This window comes from Variovorax sp. M-6, from assembly GCF_052114385.1.
Classification (GTDB): Bacteria; Pseudomonadota; Gammaproteobacteria; order Burkholderiales; family Burkholderiaceae_C; genus Variovorax.
Genome location: NZ_JBFREQ010000016.1, coordinates 15,323 through 33,095, shown reverse-complemented (window position 1 = coordinate 33,095; position 17,773 = coordinate 15,323). Strand labels below are relative to the sequence as shown.

The following is a 17,773-nucleotide window of genomic DNA, read 5'->3' as shown; positions in this document are numbered from 1 at the left end:
GGCGCGCCAGGCATGACCGCGTTCCTGCGCGCCCGGGGCGAACCGGCGACCGACTGGAGTTCGCTCGAACGGTTCAGCGGCCAGAGCACCGCGCTGCTGCGCCTGTGGCGCGGCTTCGTGGCCGCCCGCTGCTTCGTGGCCGCGGTGCTGCTGCTGCTGCAGGCCGTGGCCCTGGTTCTCGGACAGACGCCGCAACCGGTGGCGATCTGGCTGTGCGCGGGCTATCTGCTGGCGGCGCTGCTGGCCGCGCGCTATGCGCCGTTCGAGCCGCTGCGCGGCCTGGGCCGCGCCTGGCTCTCCACCATCGGCGTCGACCTGGTCATCTTCACCGCACTGCAGGTGCTCCAGGTGGGGAGCATCAACTACTCGCCGCTGTTCGCGCTGCCGGTCCTGATGGGTGCCGTGCTGGGCACCGGTGCCGTCGGGCTCGGCACCACCGCGGCGGCCACGCTGCTGCTGCTGGGCCACGCGGTCTGGTACTGGCTGGAGCAGCCGTCCGACACCTCGCCGCGCTTCGTCCAGGCGGCGCTGACCGGCACCGGCCTGTTCGTGGTCGCCTTGCTCGCCCACGAAATGGCGCGCCGGCTCACGCGCGAAGAGGCGCTGGCCCAGCACAGCCGAAGCGCCGCGCAGATGCACGCGCTGGTCAACGACTTGGTGATCGAGACGCTCAGCGAAGGCGTTCTGGTGCTCGATTCGCACGGCCAGGTTCACGCGGCCAATCCGGCCGCCGATGCGATCCTGGGCCAGGGCCTGGCCGAGCTCGAACTGCCCTTCACGCTCAGCGCCCATCCGGCCTGGGTCTCCCTGGCCGAACTGGCGCGCCAGACTTTCGCACGGCGCACGCCGCAGTCGAAGGAGATCCCCGTCGCCCAAGCCCAGGGCGCCGCGCGCGAAGTCCGCGTGCGCACGCGGCTGACCCGCTCGCCAGACCCCCAGTCCGAAAGCCTCTGCGTGATGTTCCTGCAGGACCTGCGCGAACTCGAGGCCCGCATCCGCACCGAGAAGCTGGCCGCCATGGGCCGCATGTCGGCCGCGGTGGCGCACGAGATCCGCAATCCGCTGGCGGCCATCACCCAGGCCAGCGCCCTGCTGGCCGAGGACCTGGTCGACCCGGGGCACCGCCAGCTGACGACCATGGTGCAGCAGAACGCCCAGCGCCTGTCGCGCATCGTCGACGACGTGCTCGATGTCGCGCGGGCGCGGCAGCAGCGCGTGCTGCCGCTCGGCGAACAGGTCGCGCTCGATCCGACAGTGCGCGCGCTGGCCGAAGAATGGGTGTTGCAGGCGCAGCGCCAGGGCGTGCTGCTGGCGCTCGACGCCCCGGACTGCGACGTGCGCTTCGATGTCGAGCACCTGCGCCGCATCCTCGTCAACCTGCTCGACAACGCGGCGCGCTACGCGGGAGACCGCGACGGCTCGATCCAGGTGGCGACCCGGCTCGGTCCCGCCGGCCGCGCCACGCTGCAGATCTGGAGCGACGGCGCCCCGCTCGAACCTGCGGTGCAGCGCCACCTGTTCGAGCCCTTCTTCTCGTCCGAAAGCCGCTCGAGCGGCCTGGGCCTCTTCCTGTGCCGGGAGCTGTGCGAGCGGCATGGCGCGACGATCGGCTACGAGCGCCGCACGCTGTCGCCGGGCGGCCCCGAAGGCAACGAGTTCTTCGTTGCGTTTGCCGCCGCCGAGACCCGGCTGACACAATAGCGGCGTGAGCACCCCCCAACCGTCCGCACCGCGCCCCGCCCAGATTCTGGTCGTCGACGACGAGCCCGATCTGCGCACGCTCTACGAGCTCACGCTGCTGCGCGAGGGCTACCGCGTCCAGGCCGCGGGCAGCGTGGCGGAGGCTTCGCAACACCTGGAAGCCGGCCGTTTCGATGCAGTGATCACCGACATGCGCCTGCCCGACGGCCTCGGCATGGAGATCCTGCAGCGCATTCAGCAGGAGCAGCGCGGCGAGCGCTGCGTCGTGATGACGGCCTACGGCTCGGCCGAGAACGCGGTCGAAGCCCTCAAGGCGGGCGCCTTCGACTACCTGACGAAGCCAGTCGACCTGAAGCAGTTCCGGGCCGTGGTGGCCTCCGCGGTGCAGGCCACGGCGCAGCTCGCGAGCGCCCGCGCCGCGCGCCCCGTCGACGAGCGGGCCGACGACGGCGCCAGGATCGCGAGCACGGTCGGCAGCGGCGGCGCGGCCGCGCTCGAGCGCCTGGTGGGCGATTCGGAGCCGATGCGCGTCGTCAAGGCGCGCATCGCCAAGGTGGCCCGCGGCATGGCGCCGGTGCTGGTCCGCGGCGAATCCGGAACCGGCAAGGAACTGGTCGCGCGGGCCGTGCACGCCTGCAGCCAGCGCAGCGACGGCCCCTTCGTCGCGGTCAATTGCGGCGCCATTCCCGAGAACCTGCTCGAAGCCGAATTCTTCGGCGCGCGCAAGGGCTCCTACACCGGCTCCTCGCAGGACCGCGACGGCTACTTCCAGGCCGCGCGCGGCGGCACACTGTTCCTCGACGAGATCGGCGACCTGCCGCTGGCGATGCAGTCCAAGCTGCTGCGCGCCATCCAGGAGCGCAGCGTGCGCCCGATCGGCTCGACCCAGGAAGACGCGGTCGACGTCCGCATCGTGAGCGCCACCCACAAGGACCTGCACGCGGAGGTGCAGGCGGGCCGTTTCCGGCAGGACCTGTTCTACCGCCTCAACGTGATCGAGATCGCGGTGCCGGCCCTGCGCGAGCGCCGCGCCGACCTGCCGGCGCTGTGCAAGGCCCTGCTGGCACGCATCGGGCGCGACGCCGACATGCCGGTGCCGACGCTGTCGGCCGAGGTGCTGCTGCGGCTCGCCGAGCATCCGCTCAACGGCAACGTGCGCGAACTCGAGAACCTGCTGCACCGCGCCGTGGCGCTGAGCGACGGCGACATGCTGCACCTCGATTTCGTCGACAGCACGGCGATGCTTGCCGAACCCTTGCCGTCGGAACCGGCGCCGCCGGCGTACGCAGCGGCGCGCCCCGCCGCCGCCGCACCGGCCTCGAGAGCGGCGCCCGCAGTGCCGAACGACCTGCAGAGCTACCTCGACCAGCAGGAGCGCGAGATCCTGATCCGCGTCCTGCAGGAAACCGGGTTCAACCGCACCGCCGCGGCCACCCGGCTCGGGCTCAGCCTGCGGCAGATGCGCTACCGGATCGCGCGCCTGGGCATCGCGACACCGAACGGCGACGACGCCAATGCCTTCGGTGTCGATGAATGAGCCCCCACGCTCCCCCGGGGGGGCCGCAGGTCTCTGGCGGGACGGCTGGTATGAATTCGCGCGGCAACTGCGCTCGCCCAACTTCGGGCCGCGTCCGGCCGGCGCCCACATCGACCTGATCGTGCTGCATTCGATCAGCCTGCCACCGGGACGCTACGGCGGCGACGAAGTCCAGCAACTCTTCACCAACCGCCTCGACTGGGATGCGCATCCCTATTTCGGCAGCATCCGCGGCCTCGAGGTCTCGGCGCACTTCTATGTGCGGCGCAACGGCGAACTGTGGCAGTTCGTGAGCTGCGACGACCGCGCCTGGCACGCCGGCGCATCCTGGTGGCGCGGCCGCGCGAACTGCAACGACGATTCGATCGGCATCGAGCTCGAGGGCATCGAAGGCGGTCCGTTCGAAAGCGCCCAGTACGAAACCTTGACCAGCCTGTGTCCGGCCATCGCGCAGCGCCACGCCATCGGCTTCATCGCCGGCCACGAGCACATCGCGCCGGGCCGCAAAGAGGACCCGGGCGCCGGCTTCGACTGGCACTTGCTGCAGCGGCAACTCGGCTGGGATCGGGAGATGTTCCCCCCGGCCGCCATGGCCCGCTAGTTTTTTTCAATCGGGCGGCGGGATGCGATGCGTCGTCGATGCGGCGCTGCATCGGCACCCACGCACGCGCTCAAGCTCAGCAACCATGCGGTTTCCAAGCCCAAATGCGGCGGAAACGCCCGCCTGTCGCGGACTGCGCTAACGTCTCTCACTGGCCATGGGGCAGATGCGCGATTCGACGCCTGCAGGTCTTCGTTCACATTCGTTGGAAATTGTCCAAAACACTACATCTAGTGGGTTGTAGCCCCGCGAGACCCTAGATATAGTGTGCCCTGCCCGGCGCTCGACGCCCAAACCCATGGCCGCACTGGCACCGCCGCCCCAACAAGAATTGCCAACCGAGGATCGCATGCAAACTGCCCTGAACACCCCCTCCGCCTCCCGCGCCCCCCAAGCTGCTTCCTCGACGCCGCAGCAACGCGACACGGCCGGCTCGCCCGCCGGCAATGCGCTGGCCCACTACCAGATCATTCGCCGCAATGGTGCGGTCGTGCCCTTCGAGCCGAACAAGATCGCGATCGCGATGATGAAGGCCTTCCTCGCGGTGCACGGCACCCAGGGTGCGGCTTCGGCCAGCGTGCGCGAAACGGTCGACGCACTGACCCAGGCCGTGGTGCGCGCCATGGTGCGCTCGCGTCCGGGCGGCGGCACCTTCCACATCGAGGACGTGCAGGACCAGGTCGAGCTCGGCCTGATGCGCGGCGGCCACCACGAGATCGCGCGCGCCTACGTGCTCTACCGCGAACGCCGCTCCCAGGAGCGCAGCAAGCAAGGCGAGCAGGACGCCCCGATCGCGGTTTCCACGCTGCACGTGCTGGACCGCGGCGAGCGCGTCGCGCTCGACCTCAACGAGCTCAAAGGCCTGATCGAGTCCGCCTGCACCGGCTTGGGCGACAGCATCACCTCCGGCCCGATCGTGGCCGAGACCATGCGCAACCTCTACGACGGCGTGCCGCTGGACGAGGTCTACAAGGCCTCGATCCTGGCCGCCCGCACGCTGATCGAGAAGGACCCCGACTACACCTTCGCCACCGCCCGCCTGCTGCTGCACACGATCTTCAAGGAAGTCATCGGCCGCGAAGTGCCGCCGGCCGAACGGGCCCAGGCCTACGCCGACTACTTCCCGCAGTTCATCAAGAAAGGCGTCGACAACGAGCTGCTCGACGAGAAGCTGCAGCAGTTCGACCTGGCCCGCCTGGGCGCCGCGCTCAAGCCCGAGCGCGACCTGCAATTCGACTACCTCGGCCTGCAGACCCTCTACGACCGCTACTTCCTGCACGTGCGCAAGTCGCGCATCGAGCTGCCGCAAGCCTTCTTCATGCGCGTCGCGATGGGCCTGTCGCTCAACGAAATCGACCGCGAAGCCCGCGCCATCGAGTTCTACGAGGTGATGTCCTCGTTCGACTTCATGTCGAGCACCCCGACCCTGTTCAACAGCGGCACCCTGCGCTCGCAGCTGTCGAGCTGCTACCTCACGACCGTGCCCGACGACCTCGACGGCATCTACGAGTCGATCAAGGAAAACGCGCTGCTGTCGAAATTCGCCGGCGGCCTGGGCAACGACTGGACCCGCGTGCGCGCGCTCGGCAGCCACATCAAGGGCACCAACGGCGAATCGCAGGGCGTCGTGCCCTTCCTCAAGGTGGTCAACGACACGGCCGTCGCGGTCAACCAGGGCGGCAAGCGCAAGGGCGCGGTCTGCACCTACCTGGAAAGCTGGCACCTCGACATCGAGGAATTCCTCGAGCTGCGCAAGAACACCGGCGACGACCGCCGCCGCACGCACGACATGAACACGGCCAACTGGATCCCCGACCTGTTCATGCGCCGCGTGATGGAAAAGGGCACCTGGACCCTGTTCTCGCCGTCGAACGTGCCCGATCTGCACGACAAGTTCGGCCTCGACTTCGAGACCGCCTACGTGGCCTACGAAGAAAAGGCCGCACGCGGCGAGATCACGCCCAGCCGCACCCTCCAGGCCTCGGATCTGTGGCGCAAGATGCTCACGATGCTGTTCGAGACCGGCCATCCCTGGATCACCTTCAAGGACGCCTGCAACGTGCGCTCGCCGCAGCAGCACGCCGGCGTGGTCCATTCGTCGAACCTCTGCACCGAGATCACGCTCAACACCAGCGACACCGAAACCGCGGTCTGCAACCTCGGCTCGGTCAACCTGCTGCAGCATCTGAAGGACGGCAAGGTCGACCAGGCCAAGCTCCAGCGCACCATCTCGACCGCGATGCGCATGCTCGACAACGTGATCGACATCAACTACTACGCGGTCAAGAAGGCGCGCGACTCCAACCTGCGCCATCGCCCGGTCGGCCTCGGCCTGATGGGCTTCCAGGACGCGCTGTACGAACTGCGCATCCCCTACGCCTCGCAGGAAGCGGTTCAGTTCGCCGACGAATCGATGGAAGCGATCTGCTACCACGCCTACTGGGCCTCGACCGACCTGGCGCGCGAACGCGGCAAGTACTCGAGCTACAAGGGCTCGCTGTGGGACAAGGGCATCCTTCCGCCCGATACCCTCGACCTGCTCGAGAAGGCCCGCGGCGGCTACGTCGAGGTCGACCGCTCGGCCACCCTCGACTGGGATGCGCTGCGCCAGAAGATCAAGGCCGACGGCATGCGCAACTCCAACTGCGTGGCCATCGCACCGACCGCGACCATCTCCAACATCATCGGCGTCGACGCCTCGATCGAGCCCTGCTTCGGCAACCTCTCGGTCAAGTCGAACCTGTCGGGCGAGTTCACGGTGATCAACCACTACCTGGTGCGCGACCTCAAGCGCCTGGGCCTGTGGGACGACGTGATGGTGATGGACCTGAAGCATTTCGACGGCTCGCTGCGCCCCATCGACCGTGTGCCGCAAGACGTGAAGGCGCTCTACGCCACCGCCTTCGAGATCGAGACCACCTGGCTGGTCGAGGCGGCCTCGCGGCGCCAGAAGTGGATCGACCAGGCGCAGTCGCTCAACATCTACATGGCCGGCGCATCGGGCAAGAAGCTCGACGACACCTACAAGCTGGCCTGGCTGCGCGGCCTCAAGACCACCTACTACCTGCGCACGCAGAGCGCGACGCACGCCGAGAAATCGACCGTGCAATCGGGCCGCCTCAACGCGGTGTCCTCGGGCAGCGGCGATGCGTCGTCGGGCATGAGCGCGCTCGAAGCCGCGGCGCTCGCAGCGCAGGCGCAACTGAGTTCGATGCCCGCCACCGACATCGCGTTCTGCGGCGTCGACGACCCGACCTGCGAAGCCTGCCAGTGATGTCGGCGTGAAGTTGTGGTGATTCGCGGCATCGACTGACAAATTGCGATGCATGCGAACAACATAACGACCACATAATTGAAGCGCGATGTGAGGAGCACTTTGCAACTCACATCGTTGCTCACATAATTTGAGCATTGGATTTTTCTATGTTGACCTGGGACGAAGAAGTCAAGCCCTCCTTGCCAAAGGATCTGCAACAAGGATTGCGGCACCCATCGAACAGCGGCGCGCAAGTCGGCCGCTCGTCGGAGTTCCCGACTTCGCAAATTGCCCCCCAGCCTTCTCCCGCCGTGCGCACGCTCGATGACGGCGCCGCCATGCGCGCCGTTGCGGCGCAACCTGCCTCGACGCCGCTCGCGCCCGCCGCGCACCGCGTCAGGGCCGCCGACAAGCGCATCATCAACGGCCAGACCGACGTCAACCAGCTGGTGCCGTTCAAGTACAAGTGGGCCTGGGAAAAGTACCTCGCCACCTGCGCCAACCACTGGATGCCGCAGGAAGTGAACATGACGCGCGACATCGCGCTCTGGAAAGACCCGAACGGACTGACCGAGGACGAGCGCCGCATCGTCAAGCGCAACCTCGGCTTCTTCGTCACCGCCGACTCGCTGGCCGCCAACAACATCGTGCTGGGCACCTACCGCCACATCACGGCGCCCGAGTGCCGCCAGTTCCTGCTGCGCCAGGCCTTCGAGGAAGCGATCCACACGCACGCGTACCAGTACATCGTCGAGTCGCTCGGCCTGGACGAAAGCGAGATCTTCAACGCCTACAACGAAGTGGCCTCGATCCGCGAAAAGGACCAGTTCCTGATCCCGTTCATCGACGCCATCAGCGACCCGAACTTCAAGACCGGCACCCACGAGACCGACCAGACCCTGCTCAAGTCGCTGATCGTCTTCGCCTGCCTGATGGAAGGCCTCTTCTTCTACGTCGGCTTCACGCAGATCCTGGCGCTGGGCCGGCAGAACAAGATGACCGGCGCCGCCGAGCAGTACCAGTACATCCTGCGCGACGAGTCGATGCACTGCAACTTCGGCATCGACCTGATCAACCAGCTGAAGCTCGAAAACCCGAATCTCTGGACGGCCGAGTTCAAGGCCGAGATCAAGGCCCTCTTCATGAAGGCCGTCGAGCTCGAATACAAGTACGCCGAGGACACCATGCCGCGCGGCGTGCTCGGCATGAACGCCTCCATGTTCAAGGGCTACCTGCGCTACATCGCCAACCGGCGCGCGCAGCAGATCGGCCTCGAAACGCTCTTCCCGAACGAGGAAAACCCGTTCCCCTGGATGAGCGAAATGATCGACCTCAAGAAGGAGCGCAACTTCTTCGAAACCCGCGTGATCGAGTACCAGTCGGGCGGTGCGCTCTCCTGGGATTGAATCTTTTTCGACAAAAAACAAAGTGCATCCAGAAATAGCTCTCATCGACACACCGCACCGCAGAGTGCGGCATCGCTGAGGGTGCAGGTGTTCATGGTGCTGGACAACGTTCCAACGCCATGGATCGCTTCACGCTGACCAACATGCGTGGAGTGCTTCAAAAGGTTGATTTTTTCAACTTGATCAAGGAGAAATAGAAATGGCAACTGCAAAGAAAGCGCCGGCTAAGAAAGCCGCTGCAAAGAAGGCTCCGGCAAAGAAGGCTCCCGCCAAGAAGGTCGTAGCCAAGAAGGCGCCGGCGAAGAAGGTCGCGGCCAAGAAGGCGCCGGCGAAGAAGGTAGCGGCCAAGAAGGTCGCCGCCAAGAAGGCACCGGCAAAGAAGGCCCCCGCCAAGAAGGTAGTGGCGAAGAAGGCCCCGGCGAAGAAGGCTCCTGCCAAGAAGGCAGCAGCCAAGAAGGCGCCGGCAAAGAAGGCCGCTGCGAAGAAGGCCCCCGCCAAGAAGGCGCCGGCGAAAAAGGCTGCGGCTAAGAAGCCCGCTGCCAAGAAAGCCGCGAAGAAGCCCGCTGCCAAGCCTGCCGCCAAGAAGCCTGCTGCCAAGAAGGCCGCAAAGGCGCCTGCCAAGGCTGCCGTAGCGCCTGCCCCTGCTGCGCAGACGACGCTGAACCCGCAGGCTGCGTGGCCGTTCCCGACGGCCAGCAAGCCCTGAGTTTTTCAGCGGCCTTGAAGGCACAAGCCCGGCACCGCAAGGTGTCGGGCTTTTTCTTTGGGTGGCGCCGGAAAGGCCTTGCTCAGGCGGAGAGCCCCAGCGCCTTGCGGTCCACCTGGTAGTTCTGCGGGCCGCGTTGTGCGATCTTGAGCGCGCCCAGGTGATTGCCCAGTGCCGCGCAGCGTGCGAGCGACCAGCCCTGCTCGAGGCCGAACAGCAGCGCGCCGCGCCAGGCATCGCCGCAGCCGGTGGGCTCGATCACCGCCGCCGGCTTCACCGCCGGCACGTGCTCGCGCTCGCCCCCGGTCCAGACCTCGCAGCCTTCGGCGGCCAGCGTCACGACCAGGCCACGCACCCGCTTCGAGATCTCCGCCAGGCTCCAGCCGGTGCGCTGCGACAGCATCTTGCCTTCGTAGTCGTTGACCACGACCCAGCTCGCCAGATCGACGAAATGAGCCAGCTCCTTGCCGTCGAACATCGGCAGGCCCTGGCCCGGATCGAAGACGAAGGGGATGTCGGCCGCCTTGAACTGCTCGGCATGCTGCAGCATCGCCTCGCGGCCGTCGGGCGCCACGATGCCGAGCCGGATGTCCTCGCGCGCGGCGACGCGCGTGATGTGGGCCTGCTGCATCGCGCCCGGGTGGAAGGCCGTGATCTGGTTGTTGTCCCGGTCGTTCATGATCATGGCCTGGGCCGTGAAGGTGTCCTCGACCTGCCGCACGAACTCGGTGCTGATGCCCAGCGTGCGCAGGCGCTCGAGGTAGTCGGCACCGTCGCTGCCGACCGTCGCCATCGGCAGCGCCGTGCCGCCCAGCGCGTTGAGGCTGTAGGCGATGTTGCCGGCGCAGCCGCCGAAGTCGCGCCGCAAGCCGGGCACCAGGAAGGAAACGTTGAGGATGTGCAACTGGTCCGGAAGGATCTGGTCCGCGAACCGCCCTTCGAAAGTCATGATGGTGTCGAACGCGAGGGAACCGCAAATCACTGCTGCCATGGATGAGCCACTGGTTGGATTGAAGAAACTGAAGGGCGAGGTCGCTCAGGGATAGAGCGCCTCGATGCGAAAGCCGGCGACCGGCGGCATCGACGCGGCTTCGGCGCCGCCGAGCTCGATCGACAGGGAGGCCGCGCGCTCGGCATGTGCTGGCAACACCGCCGGCGCGCCGAACTCGGAAGGCATGAGCACGCGCCGCACCACGGCCCTCTCCTGGGTGTCGAGCAGGGAGAGTTCGACCGCAGGCATCGCGAGCGGCACGGCGGCGGCATTGCGCACGATGAAGTTGAGCTGGAAACCGTCGCCGCTCTTCTCGCGCGCAAACGACGCGCCGTCGAGCTTGATGTCGTTGATCCGCCGCAGCGCGGAAAGCTCGCAGCCGCTCACGCGGCACAGCGTCTCGAGCAGTGGGCGCAAGGCGGGCTGCCGAGCGGCGATCAGGTCGCGTTCATGGTGCAGCACCTGGGCGGCCAGCAGCAGCGCCGCCAACACGGCCGTGGCGAACAGCGAGCGCCGGACCGCGGGACGGTGCCACCAGGACGAGGCTTCGTCGACGCCGAAGAAAACCGGCGCGGACGCGCGCGGGGCGGCCGGCGCCGCGGTCGGCTCGGCCTCGCTCGCGGCCTGCACCATCGGCGCAACGTCGGCCACGGCGTCCCCCTGCTCCCTGGCCTTCGCCTTGGCGATCCTGACGGCCTTGACGCGCGCGCGGCGCAACGCCTTTTGCATCTGCGCATCGCCGCCGTCGTCGGGCCGCGGCGGCGCGGCATCGTCGGCCGGCGCCGCGGGGCGCGGGGGCAGAGTGAGGTCGATGTCCGGAAAGGACAGCGGCGGCGGCGCCGGCGGGCGCACGGCGATGCGGCCTTCGTCGCCGAGCACCAGGGAGTCCGGGTCGGGCCACGAGACGTCGGCGACGACGCCGGCGAAAGCGGCACGCTCGGCAAGCGGCGACGCCTGTTCGTCGTCGAAGAAATCCGCGTCGGCCATGCCGGGATGGTCGTCATCGGCGGGTTCGAGCGGGGCCGCTGGCTCGGGCTCGGGCTCGGGCTCGGGCTCGGATTCGGGTTCAGGCTCGGCTCGCAAAGGAGGCGCCTCCGACGCAGGTGCCGGCTCCGGGGTCGAGACCGGGACCGACGTCACGGGTCGAGCGTCCGGCGCCTCCTGCAAATCGACGGTCGCATCGAACACCTGGCTGCAGCGCCCGCAGCGCACCCAGCCATCGGAAATGCGAAGCTGATCCCGCACCACCTTGAAAGTGGTGTCGCACGCGGGGCAGCGGGTGACAAGGCTCATCGAGGCGGGATTGTATGGCTCGACCTCAGGTGGGGCTCACTGCGTGTAGCCCGCCCACCCCCTGCCGGGGGCAACACCAGCGGCCAGGCGTTGCCGATTCCGCGGTGTTTCCCGAAGAGGCCCGGACTGCGCCGGCCTATGACCGGGCTTTCGCCGTCATCAGGATCCAGCCGTCTTCGCTGTCGCTGACTTCGAGCGCCGCGTAGGGCGCGTAGGCCGCCTTCAGTTCGTCGGCCTGCCGTTCCAGGATGCCGGCCAGCACCAGTTCGCCGCCCGGCGCAACGTGCCCGCAGAGCAGTGGTGCGAGCACCTTGAGCGGCGTCGCCAGGATGTTCGCGAGCACGATCTGGTAGCGGCCCGCGGCAGCCTCCGGCAGACCGGCCTTCAAGGCAACGCCATTGGACTCGGCATTGAGCCGGGTCGATTCCACCGCGGCCTCGTCGATGTCCACCGCGTCGATGTCGAGCGCACCGAACTTCGCCGCGCCGATCGCCAGGATGCCGGAGCCGCAGCCGTAGTCGAGTACGCGCCGGCCCGCGAGCGTGCCGCGCGTGGCGATCCAGCGCAGGCACATGCGGGTGGTCGGGTGGGTGCCGGTGCCGAACGCCAGCCCCGGGTCGAGCCGGATCACCTGGCGGGCTTGCGCGGGCGGTTCGTGCCAGGTCGGCACGATCCAGAACTCGGGCGTGATCTCGACCGGCGCGAACTGCGACTGCGTCAATCGCACCCAGTCCTGCTCGGGCACGTCGGCCAGGCCCAGCAGCCGGCACTCGGCGAAAAAGTCCTGTGCCTCGAGCAGCGCCGCCGCCTCGCGCGCCAGCGCCTCGGTGGCAAACAGCGCGATCACGCGCGAGCGCTGCCAGCCATCCTTGGGCGGCGGCATGCCGGGCTCGCCGAACAGGGCTTGCTCGGCATCGGTCTGCGCATCGGCATCCTCGACCGAAACGCTCAGTGCGTCGAGCGCATCGAGCGCGTCGCTGACGGTCTCGACCAGGTCTTCAGGTGCCAGGAGGCGTAGTTCGAACACAGCAGTTCCTCTCAGTTTTCCACCGCGCCACCGGCAACCCACGAGCCTGAAACGACCCGGCAAGCGAAGCGAAGCCCCCTCGTGAAACACCGCGGAACCGGCTTTGCCGGGCCGCCGGTGTTGCCCCCGGAGAGGGGGTGGGCGGCTACACGCAGTGAGCCAACCTGGGGGAGATCAACGTTTATGCGCAGCGAGCCACTCTTCGAGGTAGTGGATGTTGGTGCCGCCGCTCATGAACTTGGCGTCCACCATCAGCTCGCGGTGCAGCGCGATGTTGGTCTGGATGCCTTCGACCACCGTCTCGTTCAGCGCCGTGCGCATGCGCGCCATCGCCTGCTCGCGCGTGTCGCCGTAGACGATGATCTTGCCGATCATCGAGTCGTAGTTCGGCGGCACGAAGTAGTTGGTGTAGACATGCGAATCGACCCGCACGCCCGGTCCACCCGGCGGATGCCACATCGTGATGCGGCCCGGCGAGGGCGTGAACTTGTACGGATCCTCGGCGTTGATCCGGCACTCGATCGCGTGGCCGCGCATCTCGATCTGGCGCTGGGTGAAGGGCAGCTTCTCGCCGGCCGCCACCATGATCTGCGTCTTCACGATGTCGATGCCGGTGGTGAACTCGGTCACAGGATGCTCCACCTGCACGCGGGTGTTCATCTCGATGAAGTAGAACTCGCCGTTCTCGTAGAGGAACTCGAAGGTGCCGGCACCGCGGTAGCCGATCTTCTTGCAGGCGGCCGCGCAGCGCTCGCCGATCTTCTCGATCAGCTTGCGCGGGATGCCGGGCGCCGGCGATTCCTCGATCACCTTCTGATGGCGGCGCTGCATGGAACAGTCGCGCTCGCCCAGGTAGACCGCGTTCTTGTGCTTGTCGGCGAGGATCTGGATCTCGATGTGGCGCGGGTTCTGGAGGAACTTCTCCATGTAGACGGCCGGATTGTTGAAGGCCGCGCCGGCTTCCGCCTTGGTCATCTGGATCGCGTTGACCAGCGCCGCCTCGGTGTGGACCACGCGCATGCCGCGCCCGCCACCGCCGCCCGCCGCCTTGATGATCACCGGGTAGCCGATCGCCCGCGCGATCCGCTTGTTGGTGTTGGCGTCGTCGGACAGTTCGCCCTCGGAACCCGGCACGCAGGGCACGCCGGCCTTGATCATGGTCTGCTTGGCCGACACCTTGTCGCCCATGATGCGGATCGACTCGGGCGACGGGCCGATGAACTGGAAGCCGCTCTGCTCCACGCGTTCCGCGAAATTGGCGTTCTCGCTCAGGAAGCCGTAGCCCGGGTGGATGGCTTCCGAGTCGGTCACTTCCGCCGCCGAGATGATGGCGGGCATGTTCAGGTAGCTCTGCGACGAAGGGGCCGGCCCGATGCACACCGCTTCCTCGGCCAGCTTGACGTACTTGGCGTCGCGGTCGGCCTCGGAATAGACCATCACGGCCTTGATGCCGAGTTCGCTGCAGGCGCGCTGAATGCGCAGCGCGATCTCACCGCGGTTCGCGACCAGTATCTTCTTGAACATGGTCACTCGATGATGAACAGGGGCTGGCCATACTCGACCGCCTGGCCGTTCTCGCCGAGGATCTGCGTGATGGTGCCGGACTTGTCGGCCTCGATTTCGTTCAGGATCTTCATCGCCTCGATGATGCAGACGGTGTCGCCTTCCTTGACCTGGCTGCCGATCTCGACGAAAGCCGGGGCACCGGGGCTGGACGAGCGATAGAAGGTGCCGACCATGGGCGACTTGATCGCATGGCCGGTGACCGCGGCTTCGGCCGGAGCGGCAGCGGGCGCGGCGGCAGCGGCGGCCGGCGCCGGGGCGGCCTGGCCGGCGGCGGGAGCAGCCAGCGTTTGGACATACTGGACCGGCGCCGCGACGCCGCCCTTGACGATGCGGACCTTGCCCTCGGTTTCGGTGATTTCCAGCTCGGAAATATTGGATTCGGACACCAGGTCGATCAGTGTCTTGAGCTTGCGTAGATCCATGGGACTCCAGCGCCGGGTTTGCCGGTCATTTGAATTTAACTCGCCTGAAGATCCGGTTATTTCGGCGTTTCAACGCCAACCACCGGATTTGTAGGGGCTGGATTCTAGCTGTGAACTAGGCCCGTCGCCACGATTGCAGGTCGCCGGCGTCGAGCTGACCCATTTTACGCGCGACGACTGCGCCGCCCGAATCCACCACCAGCGTGTAGGGCAGGCCACCCGCGGTGTTGCCCAGTTGCTTGACCAGCTCCGTGCCTTGCAGACCCGCGAGCCCGATCGGATAGCTGACCGGCGTCTTGACCAGGAACTTGCGCACCGCGCTGGGTTGATCGATGGCCAAGCCGACCACTTGCCAGCCGTTGCCACGCATTTCGCGGAAGAAAGCGTCGATCATGGGCATTTCCTCAACGCAGGGCGGGCACCAGGTGGCCCAGAAATTCAGCACCAGGGGCTTGCCGCGAAGGCTCTGGAAGAGCAGTTCCCCCCCTTCGGGCCGCTCGAAACGCTGCGACCAGAACGCCTCGTCGAGCCGCTTCCCGTCGCCTTTTTCATCTTGACGCTGCCGCCACCAGGCGCCGCCGATCCCGGCGGCGGCCGCAACCGCAGCCACACCGCCGTAGAGCCAGCCACGGCGTGTCGGGTTCGAACTCATCCACCTTCCCTTTCTTTTTCCATCAATCGCCGCAGCGCCGCGAGGTTGCCGCGCGGCACGCGCCCCTGGGTGTCGGGCTTGAGCGCCCCGCGCAGGTCGTCCAGGTCGTAGACCAGCAGGTGGACCCCGATCTCCTCGCCCAGCGCCCGACTGGCCGCGTGCACGCTCAGCGCCTCGACCTGCTCGCCATGGAAGCCGGTGACCATGCGCGGCTCGTAGTCCACGTGGTGATCGATCAACGCGATCTCCGCCGATTTGGAATCGTCGCAGAACAGCTGGATGTAGATGTCGGACAACCGGGTGGCCGTGCCATGCCAGACGGCGCCGCCCACATGCGGCCGGAACGGCGCCATGCGCTCCATCCATTCGAGCGCCAGCAGGCGCAGCGCATGGAGCTCCTGCGGCTGGGTGTCGGCGCAGAACAGCTTGATGTAGTCGCGGACCTCGGCCTCGACCTCGTCGTTGTTCGGCAACGCGGTGCGCACGGGCAAACCGAGATCGCGCAACGCGCGGCGCTTGGCGGGTCCGTACTCCAGCCCCTCCTCGACCACGAGGCGGGCCGCAACGGCGGCGATTTCCTGCTTCGACGTGTCCATCGGGACATTTTGCCCGCACTGTGCCGCGCGCAGGCGGATGCCCCCTGCGCATCCCTAGAATCGACCGATGCACATTCACATTCTCGGCATCTGCGGCACCTTCATGGGGGGTGTGGCGGCACTTGCGCGCGAAGCCGGCCACCGGGTGACCGGCTGCGACGCCGGCGTCTATCCGCCGATGAGCGACCAGCTCCGGGCGCTCGGCATCGACCTGATCGAGGGCTTCGGCGCCGACCAGCTGGCCCTGAAGCCGGACATCTTCGTGGTCGGCAACGTGGTGTCCCGGGCCCGGCAGGCCGACGGCGGGCCGAAGTTCCCGCTCATGGAAGCCATCCTCGACGCCGGTGCGGCCTACACCAGCGGGCCGCAATGGCTGGCCGAGCACGTGCTGCAAGGCCGGCACGTGCTGGCCGTCGCCGGCACCCACGGCAAGACCACCACCACTTCGATGCTGGCCTGGATCCTCGAGCGCGCCGGCCGGGCGCCCGGCTTCCTGGTGGGCGGCGTGCCGCTCGATTTCGGCGTCTCGGCCCGGCTCGGTTCGACCGATGCAGCAGTGGGGAGCGTGGGGTCCCCATTCGTGATCGAAGCGGACGAGTACGACACCGCCTTTTTCGACAAGCGCAGCAAGTTCGTGCATTACCGCCCGCGCACCGCGATCCTGAACAACCTGGAATTCGATCACGCCGACATCTTCGACGACCTGGCCGCGATCGAAAGGCAGTTCCATCACCTGGTGCGCACAGTGCCGGGCCAGGGCCGGGTGGTGGTCAACGCCACCGAGGAGAGCCTGCAGCGCGTGCTGGCCCAGGGCTGCTGGAGCGAGCTCGCGCGCTTCGGCGCCGGCGGCGAATGGCAGGCTTCGGGCCCGCACGATGCCTTCGACGTGCTGCGCCGGGGCGAGCGCGTCGGCCGGGTCGAATGGGCGCTCTCGGGCCTGCACAACCAGATGAACGGCCTGGCCGCGATCGTCGCGGCCGAGCATGTGGGCGTTGCGCCCGCGGCCGCGGCCGATGCGCTGGGGAGCTTCCGCAACGTACGCCGGCGCATGGAGCTGCGCGGCAGCGTGGAGCGCGCTCCCGGAACGATCACCGTCTACGACGATTTCGCGCATCACCCGACCGCGATCCGCACCACGCTCGACGGCCTGCGTCAGAAGCTCGACGCTGCCGGCCGCAAGCCGGATCGCATCCTTGCGGTCTTCGAGCCGCGCAGCAACACCATGAAGCTCGGAACCATGGCGGCCCAGCTGCCATGGAGCCTGGAGGCGGCCGACCTGTCGTTCTGCCACAGCGGCGGCCTCGACTGGGACGCCGCGGCGGCGCTGGCGCCGATGGGCGACCGGGCGCGGGTGGCGGATGCCATCGAACCGCTGGTCGCGCAGGTGGCGGCGGCGGCCCGCGCCGGCGATCACATCGTCTGCATGAGCAATGGCGGCTTCGGTGGCGTGCACGAAAAGCTCATTTCGGCGCTCCGCGCGCGAGAATGAGGCCATGCGCGCCCGCCAGCTCATCGAGACCCTCCAGCTGCAGCCCCATCCCGAGGGCGGCTGGTTCCGCGAGATGTTCCGCTCGGCCTCGCAGGTGATGCCGGCCGACGGACGGGCGGCGCGCCATGCGCTCACCACCATCTACTACCTGCTCGAAGCACAGCAGCACTCGCGCTGGCACCGGGTGCAGTCCGACGAGGTCTGGATCCACCTCGAAGGCGCACCCCTGGCGCTGTGGACCAGCGATGCGGCGCTGCGCACGCCCCCCGCTCATCTGCGGCTCGGACCGGTCGACGTCCACGGCACGCGGCCCCAGCACACCGTGCCGGCCGGCCAGTGGCAGGCGGCACGGCCGATCGTGGCAGCGGCGGGCGACGACGACTACACGCTGGTGAGCTGTACCGTCGGGCCGGGCTTCGACTTCGACGATTTCGCCTTCATGCGGCCCGAGAGCGACGAAGCGGCGCTGCTGCGCCACCACTGGCCCGATCTGGCGGCGCTGATCTGATCCCCTGATCCAGACCGGCGCC

General features: G+C 67.7%; 15 protein-coding genes. 8 read left to right on the top strand and 7 right to left on the bottom strand.

Annotated features, from left to right (window positions below; all coding sequences use genetic code 11):
• The first annotated feature begins 12 nt into the window (after positions 1 to 12).
• From AB4Z46_RS18535 to AB4Z46_RS18510, 6 genes are all read left to right on the top strand, one after another.
• The gene (locus tag AB4Z46_RS18535) at positions 13 to 1,701 is read left to right on the top strand and encodes a sensor histidine kinase (RefSeq protein ID WP_442284994.1); all 1,689 of its coding nucleotides are present in this window, start codon (positions 13 to 15) and stop codon (positions 1,699 to 1,701) included.
• Between the two features lie 4 nt (positions 1,702 to 1,705).
• Positions 1,706 to 3,238, top strand: coding sequence for a sigma-54-dependent transcriptional regulator (locus tag AB4Z46_RS18530; protein ID WP_442284993.1), 1,533 nt, complete (start codon positions 1,706 to 1,708; stop codon positions 3,236 to 3,238).
• Positions 3,231 to 3,839, top strand: coding sequence for a 1,6-anhydro-N-acetylmuramyl-L-alanine amidase AmpD (gene ampD, locus AB4Z46_RS18525; protein WP_442284992.1), 609 nt, complete (start codon positions 3,231 to 3,233; stop codon positions 3,837 to 3,839). Before AB4Z46_RS18530 ends, ampD begins: the two co-directional genes overlap by 8 nt.
• A gap of 349 nt (positions 3,840 to 4,188) precedes the next feature.
• On the top strand, positions 4,189 to 7,113 hold the full coding sequence (locus tag AB4Z46_RS18520) for a ribonucleoside-diphosphate reductase subunit alpha (RefSeq protein WP_442284991.1): 2,925 nt from the start codon (positions 4,189 to 4,191) through the stop codon (positions 7,111 to 7,113).
• Positions 7,114 to 7,262: 149 nt separating this feature from the next.
• Positions 7,263 to 8,501, top strand: a complete 1,239-nt coding sequence (locus AB4Z46_RS18515; RefSeq protein WP_442284990.1) for a ribonucleotide-diphosphate reductase subunit beta — start codon at positions 7,263 to 7,265, stop codon at positions 8,499 to 8,501.
• A 199-nt stretch (positions 8,502 to 8,700) separates the two neighbouring features.
• Positions 8,701 to 9,207, top strand: a complete 507-nt coding sequence (locus AB4Z46_RS18510; protein WP_442284989.1) for a histone H1-like DNA-binding protein — start codon at positions 8,701 to 8,703, stop codon at positions 9,205 to 9,207.
• A gap of 82 nt (positions 9,208 to 9,289) precedes the next feature.
• On the opposite strand, the gene AB4Z46_RS18505 is transcribed toward AB4Z46_RS18510, so the two are convergent.
• The 7 genes from AB4Z46_RS18505 to AB4Z46_RS18475 form a co-directional block, all read right to left on the bottom strand.
• Entirely contained in the window at positions 9,290 to 10,198 is a 909-nt protein-coding gene (locus tag AB4Z46_RS18505; RefSeq protein ID WP_442284988.1) for a carbohydrate kinase family protein, read from the bottom strand.
• Positions 10,199 to 10,243: 45 nt separating this feature from the next.
• A complete protein-coding gene (locus AB4Z46_RS18500) occupies positions 10,244 to 11,491 on the bottom strand; it encodes a zinc-ribbon and DUF3426 domain-containing protein (RefSeq protein ID WP_442284987.1) in 1,248 nt (415 codons plus the stop codon).
• 136 nt (positions 11,492 to 11,627) lie between these two features.
• A complete protein-coding gene (gene prmA / locus AB4Z46_RS18495) occupies positions 11,628 to 12,518 on the bottom strand; it encodes a 50S ribosomal protein L11 methyltransferase (RefSeq protein WP_442284986.1) in 891 nt (296 codons plus the stop codon).
• A 174-nt stretch (positions 12,519 to 12,692) separates the two neighbouring features.
• Positions 12,693 to 14,042 (bottom strand): acetyl-CoA carboxylase biotin carboxylase subunit, encoded by a 1,350-nt coding sequence (gene accC / locus AB4Z46_RS18490; protein ID WP_442284985.1) that lies wholly within the window; start codon positions 14,040 to 14,042, stop codon positions 12,693 to 12,695.
• A 2-nt stretch (positions 14,043 to 14,044) separates the two neighbouring features.
• Positions 14,045 to 14,506 carry an acetyl-CoA carboxylase biotin carboxyl carrier protein gene (gene accB / locus AB4Z46_RS18485; protein ID WP_442284984.1) on the bottom strand — a complete coding sequence of 154 codons (462 nt, stop codon included), beginning with the start codon at positions 14,504 to 14,506 and terminating at the stop codon, positions 14,045 to 14,047.
• Between the two features lie 115 nt (positions 14,507 to 14,621).
• Positions 14,622 to 15,158 carry a TlpA family protein disulfide reductase gene (locus AB4Z46_RS18480; RefSeq protein ID WP_442284983.1) on the bottom strand — a complete coding sequence of 179 codons (537 nt, stop codon included), beginning with the start codon at positions 15,156 to 15,158 and terminating at the stop codon, positions 14,622 to 14,624.
• On the bottom strand, positions 15,155 to 15,754 hold the full coding sequence (locus tag AB4Z46_RS18475) for a hypothetical protein (RefSeq protein WP_442284982.1): 600 nt from the start codon (positions 15,752 to 15,754) through the stop codon (positions 15,155 to 15,157). Before AB4Z46_RS18475 ends, AB4Z46_RS18480 begins: the two co-directional genes overlap by 4 nt.
• 67 nt (positions 15,755 to 15,821) lie before the next feature.
• Between AB4Z46_RS18475 and mpl the strand changes: the two genes are divergently transcribed.
• A complete protein-coding gene (mpl, locus tag AB4Z46_RS18470) occupies positions 15,822 to 17,243 on the top strand; it encodes a UDP-N-acetylmuramate:L-alanyl-gamma-D-glutamyl-meso-diaminopimelate ligase (protein WP_442284981.1) in 1,422 nt (473 codons plus the stop codon).
• 4 nt (positions 17,244 to 17,247) lie between these two features.
• Positions 17,248 to 17,751, top strand: a complete 504-nt coding sequence (locus tag AB4Z46_RS18465; protein WP_442284980.1) for a cupin domain-containing protein — start codon at positions 17,248 to 17,250, stop codon at positions 17,749 to 17,751.
• Positions 17,752 to 17,773 lie beyond the last annotated feature (22 nt).